Origin of the sequence: uncultured Psychrosphaera sp. (genome assembly GCF_947500655.1) — a bacterium.
Classification (GTDB): Bacteria; Pseudomonadota; Gammaproteobacteria; order Enterobacterales; family Alteromonadaceae; genus Psychrosphaera.
Genome location: NZ_CANMSK010000026.1, coordinates 1 through 13,108 on the forward strand (window position 1 = coordinate 1; position 13,108 = coordinate 13,108).

Below are 13,108 nucleotides of genomic sequence, written 5' to 3' on the forward strand. Positions count from 1 at the left end.
GGGCGGTTAGCTCAGCTGGGAGAGCATCGCCCTTACAAGGCGAGGGTCACTGGTTCGAGCCCAGTACCGCCCACCAATCTAAATACAATAGTTACTTTGGCTATTAGTCCTCTATCCAAGAGACAGTAACCGAAATAACTAAAAAGAACTCCTGAAAGTGGGCGGTTAGCTCAGCTGGGAGAGCATCGCCCTTACAAGGCGAGGGTCACTGGTTCGAGCCCAGTACCGCCCACCACTTTCAAACTAGTTAGATTCTCTCAAACTTAACTCTATTATCTCAAATGGTTCGAGCCCGCTAACACAGCATGGCCCACTACTTTCAAACCAATCAATGCCAATCATCTATTTTATACTATTCGAAATGGTTCGAGCCCGCTTATACAAGAGCAGCGCCCACCACTTTCAAACTAGTCAATACTTGCCAATTTTCTAAATTCTAAAAAAACATCATTCGAAATGGTTCGACCCCGTTAACACAGCATGGCCCACCACTTTCAAACTAGTCAATAAATTCTAAAAAACATTATCTCAAATGGTTCGAGCCCGCTTATACAAGAGCAGCGCCCACCACTTTCAAACTAGTCAATACTTACCAACTTTCTAAATTCTAAAAAAACATCATTCGAAATGGTTCGACCCCGTTAACACAGCATGGCCCACCACTTTCAAATTAATTAGATGATCTCAAATTTAATTCTATTATTAAAAAATGGTTCAAGCCCGCTAACACTAATGCAGCGCCAGTTCACCGTTATTTAATACCAACTTTACAGCCAGTAAAAATATCAATACATAACCCAATTCTTTATTTACCGCCCTATTCTTTTCTTTGTTAATCTTTTAATGCACATTAATTCAATGGCTGACAATAAAAGGAAATGCTGAAGAAACAACATATATGTGGCTTGTCTTAAATAGCAACCAGAGCTTGTTTTGACGCATTACAAATGTCGCCTAGTTTTAGATTACAGTAAAGAGTATCCGTAGAAATACTTAATTCGAGACGTTAGAGTTACTTCTATTTATGAATAAGCCGGCAAAGTTTAGCAACTCGTATTTGTCAGATACCTCTTAAAAAGTGGCTAAGAAATTAATTGAGTACAAATAGGAAAAACAATGGATTTAAATAATAAAATTGCCGTAGTGACTGGCGGAGCATCTGGCCTTGGCCGAGCAACTTGCAGCCAGCTTGTAGCTCAAGGTATTAAAGTAGCGATTTTTGATTTAAACGAAGAAGCCGCAAAACTCGCAGTGGCTGAGTTAGGTGAAGAAAACGCAATATTCCAAATTGTTGATGTCACCAATGAAGAATCAACGGAGCAAGCCTTTAAAAATGTAATTGCACATTACAATGCCATTCATATTTGTGTTAACTGTGCGGGTATTGCTCCCGCAGCTAAAGTACTTGACCGTGAAAGCGAGGCAATGCCTTTATCAAAATTTGCACTGGCCATTAATATTAATTTAATTGGTACCTTTAACGTGGCTCGTATTGCAGCGCATTACATGGCTAAAAATGAAGTAATGGGAGAAGCATTAGAGCGTGGCGTTATTATCAACACAGCCTCTGTCGCAGGTTACGAAGGTCAAATGGGACAATCAGCTTATGCAGCTAGTAAAGGCGGTATTATCGCGTTAAGTTTGCCTATGGCACGTGATTTAGCTAAAGCAGGAATTAGAGTAAACGCAATTGCTCCAGGTATTATGGGAACGCCATTGTTATTAGGTATGCCTGACAAAGTACAAGAAAGCTTGGTCGATAATATTCAATTCCCTAAACGTATGGGACTACCAAAAGAATTTGGTGATCTTGTCGTTCATATCGCTAGCAATGCTTATATCAATGGGGAAACCATTCGACTCGATGGTGCTATTAGAATGCAGCCAAGATAGTTTTAAGGCTTGAGGGCTGGAAGGTTTGAGAATTTGAGAGTTTTAAGGCTGTAAGGTGTGAAGATGAAACGGCCTACTCTTTAATAGATGTAGGCCATTTCAAACTAACTGTTTAGGTTATACCTTAGCGGTTTTAAATAACTGTTTAAAGTTATTGGTTGTTACTTCAGCCACTTCTTCAACAGAAACGCCTTTTAAACCAGCAATAAACTCAGCAACATGTTTTACATAAGCGGGTTGATTTTGTTTACCTCGGTGCGGCATTGGCGCTAAATATGGTGAATCTGTCTCAACTAACAATCTATCCAATGGTATTTTCTTTACCACTTCTTGTAATTCAACTGCATTTTTAAACGTTACTATGCCAGAAATTGAAATATAGAAATTAATATCTAAAGCAGCTTTTGCCATTTCCCAATTTTCAGTGAAGCAATGCAATACACCTTGGCATTTGTCAGCCTGATTACTTTTTAAAATATCAATAGTGTCTTTTCTTGCATCACGTGTATGGACAATTAACGGTTTATCCATCGTGTTAGCCACATCAATATGATGTTCAAATGAATGTTGCTGTTGTTTAACAGTGTCTTTTGAATAGTAATAATCCAAACCTGTTTCACCAATTGCAACCACTCGAGGTTCACTTGCTAGCTGAGCTAACTGCTCAAGTTTAAAGTCTTTGTCTTCCCCAACATGTAATGGGTGAACACCACAAGAGAATGACACGTTGTTATACGCTTTGGCTTTTTCAAACATAGATGGAAATTGATCCATTGAAATAGCCACACACAATAGATGTTTAACATCTGCGGCGGCTGCATTTGTGATCAGTTGTTCAAATTCTATTTGTTCTTTTTCTAAATCTATTCTGTCTAAATGACAATGAGAGTCTATTAATTGCATACTATTCATAACCAATTGGAAAATATCTATTGATACGATTATCCATTATTTAACACTATAAACCTAGCCCCACCATTAAAAATAAAGCCTGCAGCTTAGAACTAGATGTGCAGACTTAGATTTTTCTTATAACTTAACTTGCATATTAGACTTTACAGACCGATCGGTCGGTTTTATACTTCACACACTTTAAAAACACACAACCCCAGTAAATACTTAACTATTTGCTTAACTATATTATTTAACGAAGGAGGCTCCATGTTAAAATCATTAACTCTTATATTTAGCTTAACTGCTACGACTTTATTGTCCACTTCAAGCCACGCTCTATCAACAGATGTAGAGTCGCCTTATACGATGATTAAAAACGTGGGAGAACAAGTGTTTACTTCTGTTGGCGAAGCAAAAGCTAAAGACCAAATAAATGATGCAAATATGCAATCTATTATTGAATCAACTTTAATGCCTTATATAGATGTGACATTTGCATCTTATAAAGTATTAGGTACTCAATTAAAAAAGACAACTAGAGAACAGCGAAGTAATTTTGTAGATGCGATGAAAGCTAATTTAGTGAGAACATACTCTTCAGCGCTATCTCAATATAATAACCAAACAGTTAGATATGAAGCACATAAAAGTATTGGTAATAAAAGCATGATCAATATTAAAACTGAATTACTTTCAGATGATGCTCCAACCATCGACATGATTTTCAAATTACGTAAAAACAGTAAAACGGGCGAATGGAAAGCTTATGATTTAATTGTTGAAGGTATTAGTTTGATTGACTCTAAACGTTCAGAGTTATCGACACCTTTAAGAACTAAAGGCATTGAATACGTTACTAATATGTTAACTGAATAACCTCAATTCACACCTCTCCTATTTAAGTGGTAAGAATCAAATGTGGTTTGTTTGCCGGCTGATATTTCAGCCGGTTTTTTTTATTCTATATTTTACATGTCAAATCTAACAAATAGTTAATTACGTAACATTATATCCAACTGATCTATTATTTCCGACCAATCAGAGTCCTCTTGTAATGAGTCTGCTAAAAAACTCGCTTGAGCAACATTCCAAAACTCTGCATTTTCAATTGAAACGTTAGGGGCTATAACACTGTTTTTTACAAAATTTTCAATGCCTTCCTTACTATTGTCTAATCCTAGCTGTGCAAATAAAGCAGCAATATTGTGAACTGATGTATCCATAACTCTCTACCTTTTATAGTTTAGTTTAAGGGGCTGCCTATTTTTAACATAAACTCTTATTATTGCATATGATATAAAATTTAGTTGGCTAATCACTCAACACTTGTTAATTTAATAAAAACAATAAAATAACTAAGGGTATAATATGATGGATGTCACGCAAAATATGACGGAAAACGACAGCATTAAAGCAATACTACTTAATGCTGAAGACATTAATTTAGCCGCATCATTACTATTTGTATCTTATCAAGATGATCCCGTATTTTTAGATATTTTCCAACACACTAAACCCGATTACGACAAACGATTACGCGGTGCTATCCGTGAAGAACTCGCTGCATTCTGGAAAACTAAACAACCAATGATAGGCTTATTCTCTGGTGAGCATTTATTAGGTGTTGCTTGTTTAATAGAACCTCAAGCAGAATTAGAACCTGACAGGTTTTGGCATTGGCGTTTAAAAATGATGTTAAGTGCCGGGGTTTTAAGTACCCAAAACATGATTGAAAAAGAAAAACGTGTTGCCGCCTCTATCCCTTACCAGCATTATCATTTATTAACTTTTATTGCGATACACCCAGACCACCAGCAACATGGATTAGGCCGTTACTTAATTAAAGCCGTAGATACCATAATCAAAGAAAATAGTATCAGTGAAGGCGTCGCGATCTTTGTTACCAAAGATAAAAATCTAACCTTGTTTAATGATGACAACTACAAAAAATTAGATACCATTGAAATGGGTAAAGTCACTGGCACTCTTATGTTTAAAAATAAATAGTGTTTAAAGCTAAATAAATATTTTAGTGTAAATGATGCTCATATTAAGTAATATAAGACATAAGCGATTTTAAGGTAAATACATGACAAGTAACAAAATTAGTAGTTTTAGAGAATTTTACCCTACGTATTTAAGAGAGCACAGTAATTCAACATGCAGAGCTTTACACTATATTGGTAGTTTTCTTGTTTTGTCTGTGTTGTTTTTTGCTATAAGTACCAGCCAATATAAATTGTTATGGGTATTGCCGGTGATTGGTTATGGATTTGCTTGGGTTGGACATTTCTTCATAGAGAAGAACCGCCCTGCTACGTTTACATATCCATTTTATAGTTTGCTTGGTGATTGGGTTATGTTGAAAGACTTTTTAACTGGCCAGATAACCAAAAAATTAAAGGATGCAGGCGTCACCGCTTAAACCGCCAATGTTTCTGTTATTTGTTTTAGCTACTGAGCTAAAATAAGAGCCTCTTATAAAAGCCACTGATAGTCTCTAGAGTTACAGATAAACGACTAGACAAAGATGTCTAAGTGTTCAACACCATCTTTGTCTTTATATTTACCTCGTCCATGCTCATCTTCATTTACACGTTCTCCATGATCATTAACGTCGGATTCTTTTCCTTGCTCTTTAGATTGCCCTTTAGTTTCACCTTTATTGTGCTTATTGTTTTTTTTAGGCTTTTCTTGATCAGCATTGGGATCGTCATCTTCTATACGTTTCACTTTCGCATCTTTAGCAACCTTAGCTAAATGATAAGCGTCTATTTTATCTGGATCACTCGGTATTGGCCTAGTGAGTACATTGTATATAATATCTGTCATTATCATTCTCCGTTCACTATCTACAGAATAAACTATTGAATAGACGGTTTTTGAATAGCCTTGTTAAATTGCTTGTGACTACTGTGCCATAAACCATCTACTTTATGTGGTTAATATTAAGTTAACCTTGCTTAATTGTACATTTATCGACCAATATTCTTTTTTTTCAAATTTTTTATGTTTAGTTATAAAAAAAGGGTTGCAATATTTACGCTCTCGACTTAATTTAGCGTCTCAATTTAAAGAATATAAAGAAGTAAGAATAATGAAAACTAATTTTAACTGGCATCATCATTTTCCATCGGAATAGTTTTCAGCTTATTTCGCTGGCGGCTATTTGAAAAATAGAAGCCTCCAGCAAAAAATCATATAAAACCCTGGAGGCCAATCTTCAGGGTTTTTTTCGTTTTAAACAGTAAATAATTGGACAACAAAATGACAGACACAACTAGATTAAGAATTGCGATACAAAAGAAAGGTAGATTAAGCGACGAGTCTATTAAATTATTAAAAGCGATTGGTGTAAAACTATCAATCCGCGATCGCCTTCTTATCGCACATTCAACAAACTTACCTATCGACTTATTATTAGTACGTGATGACGATATCCCAGGTTTAGTTATGGACGGTATTGCAGACTTAGGCTTTATTGGTGAAAACGAGCTAGAAGAGAAAATGCTAGAGCGTCAATCATCAAACGAACCTGCTGAATACCAAGTATTAAAACGTTTGGAATACGGCGGTTGTCGTTTATCTATCGCTGTACCAAATGAATTTGATTATAAAGGTATAGAGTCTTTTGAAGGCAAACGCATTGCAACAACTTACCCGCAATTATTAAAGCGTTATTTAAAAGAGAAAAACGTAAATGCGTCTCCAGTAATGTTAACGGGTTCTGTTGAAGTTGCTCCACGAGCTGGCATTGCTGAAGCAATTTGTGACCTAGTTTCTACCGGCGCAACATTAGAAGCGAATGGCTTGTATGAAGCGATTGAAATTTTCCAATCAAAAGCGGTATTAATTCAAAAATCAGAACCTCTTGACGGCGACAAACAAGCACTTGTTGATACGTTATTGCCAAGAATAAACGGCGTAATGCAGGCTAAAGAGTCTAAATACATTATGTTACACGCGCCTAAATCTAAATTAGAGCAAGTTAAAGACTTATTACCGGGCGCTGAAAACCCAACAGTATTGCCACTATCTGGTAATGATGAGCAAGTTGCTATCCACGTGGTAAGTAAAGAAACTCTATTCTGGGAAACGATGGAACAATTAAAGCAATTAGGTTGTACCTCAATTCTTATTATGCCAATTGAAAAAATGATGGGGTAACTTTCATGATTGTTTGGCAACAATTATCTGAGCAAGAAAAGCAACGAGCATTACAACGCCCTGTTATGAATAACAAACAAGGTTTGTCTGACGCTGTAGCGCAACTGATTGCTCAAGTGAGAGAACAAGGCGATAACGCTCTTCTTTCGCTGACTGAAAAGTTTGACGGTATTAAGTTAGATCAAGTTGCGTTAAGTCCGGCTCAACATGCTAAGTCTCTTTCATTGTTAACCGATGAAACTAAGGCTGCTATTGAACTTGCTTATAACAACATAGTCATTTTTCATAAAGCGCAAATCGCTAACGATATTAGTATTGAAACCAGTGACGGTGTGGTTTGTGAATTGATCACAAAAGCGATTAGTTCCGTTGGGCTTTATATCCCAGGTGGCAGCGCACCGTTACCATCTACGGTATTAATGTTAGGCGTTCCGGCTCAAATTTCTGGTTGTAAACGAGTGGTGTTATGTACACCACCTGATACCTCTGAAAATAACTACGGCGGTATTACTGCCGAGATTTTATATGCTGCCAAACTATGTGGCATTACAGAGATATATCGAGTGGGTGGCGCACAAGCTGTAGCCGCATTAGCTTACGGTACAGACTCAATTGCAGCAGTAGATAAAATATTTGGGCCAGGCAATAGCTTTGTAACAGAAGCCAAACAACAAGTGAATCAAGACAGCCAAGGTTCAGTTATCGACATGCCAGCAGGCCCGTCTGAAGTGTTAGTGATTGCTGACGAGTTTGCTAATCCTGTGTTTATTGCGGCAGATTTATTGTCGCAAGCAGAACACGGCCCAGACTCACAGGTTATTTTGGTTTGTGATAACAAGGCAGTAATAGAGCAAGTTCAAGTTCAACTTGAGCAACAGCTAACCTTATTACCTCGTATGGACATAGCTAAAAAAGCCTTAGCCAACAGCCAATTGATTTTAACCGACAGCTTAGCGCAGTCGATTGAGATCAGTAACTCGTATGCACCTGAGCATTTAATTGTACAAACAGAAAACCCTAGAGCCTTATTACCTGAGTTAGATAATGCAGCGTCTATTTTCCTTGGTGCTTATACACCGGAAAGCGCAGGCGATTACGCCAGTGGCACTAACCACGTACTACCAACTTATGGTTATTCAAAGGTATTAAGTTCATTAAACTTGGCTGACTTTAATCGTAAATTCACCGTGCAAGAAGTATCAAAACAAGGCATGAGTAATATTGGCCCAGCCATTATGACACTTGCTAAAGCCGAAGGCTTAGATGCTCATAGACTCGCCGTGAAAGTGCGCCTAGACCAGATTAAAGAAGATCAAATAAAAGAAGATCTGAAAGAGAACAACAATGACTGATTTAGTAAATAAATTAATCAGAACCGAATTAAAAGATTTGGTTCCATATGAGTCGGCTCGTCGTTTATTCTCCATGGCAAATGCCGCAGAGGTTGAAACTACTTGGCTTAACGCAAACGAAAACCCGTATGTGCCTACTGTTTCCATTGACCCGTCAATGTATAACCGTTACCCGGACTTTCAGCCAGAACCTTTAATCAAAGGTTATGCAAACTATGCCGGTGTTTTACCAGAGCAAGTGTTAGCCACTCGTGGTGCAGACGAAGGCATTGAATTACTTATTCGTACCTTTTGCAGTTCAAATGACAACATTATTATTTGTCCGCCTACTTACGGTATGTACGCTATCAGTGCTAAAACACATGGCACTGGTGTTATCACTATTCCCTTGCTCGAAAAAGCCTCGTCAAATACCAGCAACTTGCAATTAGACGTAGACAATATTTTAGCCAATAAACAAAAAGCTAACTTAATTTTCATTTGCTGCCCTAATAACCCAACGGGTGACTTAGTTAACATAGCGGACATCATTAAGATTATTGAGTCTACGGCTGACGATTGCATTGTGGTATTGGACGAGGCTTATATCGAGTTTTGTGCTGAGGCCACCAGCGTCTCATTAATTAACAAATACGATAATGTCGTTGTACTTCGTACCTTATCAAAAGCATTTGGTTTAGCGGGATTACGTTGTGGTTTTACCTTAACCAACAACAATATAATGGACGCCTTAAAAAAGGTGATTGCGCCCTACCCAATTTCTGCTCCTGTGGCACAAATTGCAGCGCAAACATTATCACCAGATGGCATTAACTGGATGAAAAGCAAAGTGGCAGAGCTTAATGCCCTGCGCGATAGTTTTATAACAAACGCCAAAACGTGGTCGTTTGTCGAAAAAGTCTATCCGTCACAAACTAACTTTGTATTATTAAAGCTAAACAGCAAATTAACTGCTGCAACGGCCATGCAAACATTCCAGCAACAAAACATATTATTAAGAGATCAGTCCAAACAATTAATGTTGAAAAACACCATACGCGTTTCTATTGGTAACCAACAACAAATGGAACAGGTCAATTCTATATTTTCAAAGGTTGAACAATCACTATGACAACAAAGCAAAAGATCTTATTTATCGACCGTGACGGCACGTTAGTTGAAGAGCCAAAAGTTGATAAGCAACTGGATACCTTAGAAAAATTAGTTTTTGAACCTATGGTTATTCCTGTTCTTACACGCCTACAAGCTAAAGGTTACCGATTAGTGATGGTATCTAATCAAGATGGTTTGGGGACAGATGCATTCCCACAAGCTGACTTTGATGCGCCACATAACAAGATGATGGACATATTTGAAAGCCAAGGCGTTACCTTTGACGATGTGCTTATTTGTCCGCACTTTGATCACGAAAACTGTAGCTGCCGTAAACCAAACCTAGGTTTAGTGAAAGATTACTTACAAAAAGGCTTAATTGATTTCACCGACTCCTTTGTCATTGGCGACCGTGAAACAGACATTCAACTGGCTGAAAATATGGGTATTGTTGGTATTAAATACGACCCAATTGACAACAACTGGTTGAAGATAGAACAAAGCTTTGCGCCAAAAGGCCGTACCGCTAAAGTTGTGCGTACTACCTCTGAAACTGACATCAATGTATTTGTTGATTTAGACTCTACCCAAAAGCCAATTATTAACACAGGCATGGGATTTTTTGATCACATGTTAGATCAAATCGCCACACACGGTGGGTTTTACTTAAACTTAACCACTGACGGTGACTTGCACATTGACGACCATCACTCAGTAGAAGATACCGCCCTAGCCTTAGGTGAAGCATTAAAACAAGCCCTTGGTGACAAACGTGGTATTGGCCGTTTTGGTTTTGCCCTTCCTATGGATGAATGCAAAGCAGAAGCAACATTAGATATTTCTGGTCGTCCATTTTTAGTGTTTAACTCTGAGTTTACCCAAGAACGTGTTGGTGAATTGTCTACTCAAATGATTGAGCACTTCTTTTACTCGTTAACCCAAACAATGGCGATTACCTTGCACTTGAGCACAACCAAAGGCAATGCACATCACCAAGTAGAAAGCCTGTTTAAAGTATTTGGCCGTGTATTGCGCCAAGCTATAAAAGTAGAAGGCGATGTATTACCGTCAACTAAAGGGGCGTTGTGATGGCAGTTAATAAAACAGAGGCACTTGATAAAACAGCTCTTGGTAAAAAAGAAAGCGAACAAAAGATCGTTATTATCGACACTGGCTGCGCTAATATTTCTTCGGTTAAATTTGCTGTTGAACGTTTGGGTGTAACGGTTACCGTCTCTGACGATCCTCAAGTTATTTTAGCGGCCGACAAAGTATTTTTACCCGGCGTAGGCTCTGCCTCGTCTGCCATGAATAACATTAAACAAAAGCAATTAGTTGAAACCATTCAGCAAATAACCAAACCTGTTTTGGGCATTTGTTTAGGTATGCAATTAATGACTGAGTTTTCTAACGAAGTGCCTGGCAGCCACATTGCCAGCAACATTACCGAAAGCGTAGATTGTTTAAAACTTATTCCAACGGAAGTATCACGCATGGATACCGCTGATTTGGTTTCCCCTCACATGGGTTGGAACCAGATCAAAGTCGAGCAAGACAATCCATTGTTTGCTGGTATTGCAGATGGAAGTTACTTCTACTTTGTTCATAGTTTTTGTGCGCCAATATCACAATACACCTTAGCCAGTTGCGAATACGGCCAAGGCTTTTCTGCGGCGATTGGTAACAACAACTTTTACGGTGTGCAATTCCACCCTGAACGCAGCGGTGACGCAGGCGCAACCTTATTACAAAACTTTATTCGGATGTAACTCATGATCATTCCAGCAATAGATTTAATTGACGGCGCGGTCGTCCGTTTATACCAAGGCGATTACGCCCAAAAAACCCAATACAGTGTAGACCCGGTAACACTAGTAAACCAATACGCCGACGAAGGCGCTAAATGGTTACACATAGTTGACTTAACAGGCGCAAAAGACACAAGCAAACGTCAACTAACGTTAATCAAAGCCATGGCAGACAGCAAACGTATGCAGTTTCAAGCTGGCGGCGGTGTAAGAACAGAAGATGACGTAAAACAGCTTTTAGCCTCAGGCGTAAGCCGCGTGGTAATTGGCTCACTTGCAGTACAAGAACCTGAACTTGTTAAAAGCTGGATCAACAAATACGGCACAGAAGCCATCGTATTAGCCCTTGATATCAACATAAATCAAGAGGGTAAAAAATGCATAGCCACGCACGGCTGGCAAAAAGACTCAGGCGTAGAGCTTGAGCCACTAGTAAACGACTTCTTATCGGTAGGTTTAAAACATGTATTGTGTACCGACATAGACAAAGACGGCACATTACAAGGACCAAACCAACAGCTTTACAAAGAATTAGCAGCACAGTTCCCAACTATCAGCTGGCAAGCCTCTGGCGGCATAAGTTGCTTGGATGACATAACACAGCTTAAACCGTCATTGATCAACTCAGGCACAGCTAACGCAACACCTAGCGGCGTAATATTAGGTCGTTCATTGTTGGAAGGTAAGTTTAGTGTTTCTGAGGCGTTAACAAGCTGGGAAGAAGCGAAGAGCGAGCTGTAAGGCTGTAAGGCTGTAAGGCTGTAAGGCTGTAAGGCTGTAAGGCTGTAAGGCTGTAAGCTAGAAAAAGCTTAATTGGGCTACTTGCATAAAAAAAGCAGAACTTAATATAAATTAGGTTCTGCTTTTTAATTAATTACCCCTACCTGAACTAATACGAATGAATAACACTTGATAATCAACTACTGTAATGCTAACTAAAAGTTAGCTGAGAACATAATCATCCAGCCTGTAGCATCCGTTTTATATGTTAACCTTTGTGGATCTGTAATAGTTGTAATCATGCCATCAGTAAACTGCTCACGTAATCTAACTGTTTCAGTATCTACATAAACACCGAATCCAATATTCCAAGATTGACTGCCGATTTGTTTTCCACCAAACATTATGCCACCTCCATAATTTGAAAGTGGGTTTACACCGTTCTCTCCTATCACTCCTATTGCCACATATGGCCCGAATCCATAGCTATCATCTTTCGAAAAGGTCCAATAATAGTGACTTTCAACCAATAGAACACCGGACTTTTTTCCTGAATGATTTATGGATATTACACCATCTTCAATTGATACATCTTTAATTGATTCTTCGTCCATACCAATAAATGCAAATCCAGCTCCCCAGTTAAAACCTGCAAATTCAGTATTAGTCTTGTCGATAGAAGATTTTTTAGCTAACTCATGCTTTACATAAGGATCAACTTTCACAAGTTCTTCTTCCGGAAAACTACCACCGTCACTAATACAACTAAAAACATCTGGATATGAGTTTGTTGGATTACCATTATTATCAAAAGTTAAGCTTATAGAGCTACGATATAAGCTATCTTTTGGATGGCACCCTCCTAGCTTTGACTTCAATACAACATCCGGATGATTACCCAAATAAGCTTGAGTCGCCGGTAAGGCTTGAATAAGACTTGCTGAAATCACTTTCTGTGAGGTAAAAAAAAGAAGAATAGTTAGTATCAATATCATTATTTTTTTATTCATTTTTAAATCCTTTTTAATTTATTTAATCTCAAAATGGTCAAAAAACAACCACACCAAGATTAAAGTAGTCTTTTTTTTTAAGGATTCAAATGTGATATAAATACATTAGATATTTTCTTTTATCTTGAGAGGATAATCAATTTCGGAGTAGATTTTGTTATGTAATTCAGAG

General features: G+C 38.1%; 14 protein-coding genes and 2 tRNA genes. 12 read left to right on the top strand and 4 right to left on the bottom strand.

Annotated features, from left to right (window positions below):
• The 3 genes from Q0940_RS16265 to Q0940_RS16275 all read left to right on the top strand — a co-directional run bounded on the left by Q0940_RS16265 (position 1) and on the right by Q0940_RS16275 (position 1,893).
• Positions 1-76: transfer RNA gene (locus tag Q0940_RS16265), tRNA-Val, on the top strand.
• A gap of 83 nt (positions 77-159) precedes the next feature.
• Positions 160-235: transfer RNA gene (locus Q0940_RS16270), tRNA-Val, on the top strand.
• Between the two features lie 881 nt (positions 236-1,116).
• Positions 1,117-1,893 (top strand): SDR family NAD(P)-dependent oxidoreductase, encoded by a 777-nt coding sequence (locus tag Q0940_RS16275; protein ID WP_299270877.1) that lies wholly within the window; start codon positions 1,117-1,119, stop codon positions 1,891-1,893.
• 117 nt (positions 1,894-2,010) lie between these two features.
• Here the strand turns inward: Q0940_RS16275 and Q0940_RS16280 are convergent, their stop codons facing one another.
• Positions 2,011-2,796: a TatD family hydrolase gene (locus Q0940_RS16280; RefSeq protein ID WP_299270879.1), complete on the bottom strand. Its 786-nt coding sequence runs from the start codon at positions 2,794-2,796 to the stop codon at positions 2,011-2,013.
• Positions 2,797-3,054: 258 nt separating this feature from the next.
• On the opposite strand from Q0940_RS16280, the gene Q0940_RS16285 reads away from it, so the two are divergent.
• On the top strand, positions 3,055-3,663 hold the full coding sequence (locus Q0940_RS16285) for an ABC transporter substrate-binding protein (protein ID WP_299270881.1): 609 nt from the start codon (positions 3,055-3,057) through the stop codon (positions 3,661-3,663).
• A 116-nt stretch (positions 3,664-3,779) separates the two neighbouring features.
• Here Q0940_RS16285 and Q0940_RS16290 read toward each other — a convergent pair whose 3' ends face one another.
• The gene (locus Q0940_RS16290; RefSeq protein ID WP_299270883.1) at positions 3,780-4,010 is read right to left on the bottom strand and encodes a DUF2789 domain-containing protein; all 231 of its coding nucleotides are present in this window, start codon (positions 4,008-4,010) and stop codon (positions 3,780-3,782) included.
• A gap of 145 nt (positions 4,011-4,155) precedes the next feature.
• On the opposite strand from Q0940_RS16290, the gene Q0940_RS16295 reads away from it, so the two are divergent.
• Together Q0940_RS16295 and Q0940_RS16300 are read left to right on the top strand one after the other, a co-directional pair.
• A complete protein-coding gene (locus Q0940_RS16295) occupies positions 4,156-4,794 on the top strand; it encodes a GNAT family N-acetyltransferase (protein ID WP_363323593.1) in 639 nt (212 codons plus the stop codon).
• Between the two features lie 82 nt (positions 4,795-4,876).
• Positions 4,877-5,212 carry a DUF962 domain-containing protein gene (locus tag Q0940_RS16300; protein ID WP_299270884.1) on the top strand — a complete coding sequence of 112 codons (336 nt, stop codon included), beginning with the start codon at positions 4,877-4,879 and terminating at the stop codon, positions 5,210-5,212.
• A 95-nt stretch (positions 5,213-5,307) separates the two neighbouring features.
• On the opposite strand, the gene Q0940_RS16305 is transcribed toward Q0940_RS16300, so the two are convergent.
• On the bottom strand, positions 5,308-5,619 hold the full coding sequence (locus Q0940_RS16305; RefSeq protein ID WP_299270886.1) for a hypothetical protein: 312 nt from the start codon (positions 5,617-5,619) through the stop codon (positions 5,308-5,310).
• Positions 5,620-6,054: 435 nt separating this feature from the next.
• On the opposite strand from Q0940_RS16305, the gene hisG reads away from it, so the two are divergent.
• Genes hisG through hisA form a run of 6 tightly spaced genes read left to right on the top strand, consistent with a single transcriptional unit; the run spans position 6,055 to position 11,947 of the window.
• A complete protein-coding gene (gene hisG, locus Q0940_RS16310; protein WP_299270887.1) occupies positions 6,055-6,954 on the top strand; it encodes an ATP phosphoribosyltransferase in 900 nt (299 codons plus the stop codon).
• Between the two features lie 5 nt (positions 6,955-6,959).
• Positions 6,960-8,306 (top strand): histidinol dehydrogenase, encoded by a 1,347-nt coding sequence (hisD, locus tag Q0940_RS16315; RefSeq protein ID WP_299270889.1) that lies wholly within the window; start codon positions 6,960-6,962, stop codon positions 8,304-8,306.
• Positions 8,299-9,417 (top strand): histidinol-phosphate transaminase, encoded by a 1,119-nt coding sequence (hisC, locus tag Q0940_RS16320; protein WP_299270891.1) that lies wholly within the window; start codon positions 8,299-8,301, stop codon positions 9,415-9,417. The genes hisD and hisC overlap by 8 nt, the downstream gene beginning before the upstream one ends.
• A complete protein-coding gene (gene hisB / locus Q0940_RS16325) occupies positions 9,414-10,487 on the top strand; it encodes a bifunctional histidinol-phosphatase/imidazoleglycerol-phosphate dehydratase HisB (RefSeq protein ID WP_299270893.1) in 1,074 nt (357 codons plus the stop codon). The genes hisC and hisB overlap by 4 nt, the downstream gene beginning before the upstream one ends.
• Complete coding sequence (gene hisH, locus Q0940_RS16330; RefSeq protein WP_299270895.1) at positions 10,487-11,167, top strand: imidazole glycerol phosphate synthase subunit HisH; 681 nt, start codon at positions 10,487-10,489, stop codon at positions 11,165-11,167. The genes hisB and hisH overlap by 1 nt, the downstream gene beginning before the upstream one ends.
• 3 nt (positions 11,168-11,170) lie before the next feature.
• Positions 11,171-11,947 (top strand): 1-(5-phosphoribosyl)-5-[(5-phosphoribosylamino)methylideneamino]imidazole-4-carboxamide isomerase, encoded by a 777-nt coding sequence (gene hisA / locus Q0940_RS16335; RefSeq protein WP_299270897.1) that lies wholly within the window; start codon positions 11,171-11,173, stop codon positions 11,945-11,947.
• Positions 11,948-12,141: 194 nt separating this feature from the next.
• Here the strand turns inward: hisA and Q0940_RS16340 are convergent, their stop codons facing one another.
• Positions 12,142-12,936: a hypothetical protein gene (locus Q0940_RS16340; RefSeq protein ID WP_299270899.1), complete on the bottom strand. Its 795-nt coding sequence runs from the start codon at positions 12,934-12,936 to the stop codon at positions 12,142-12,144.
• Positions 12,937-13,108 lie beyond the last annotated feature (172 nt).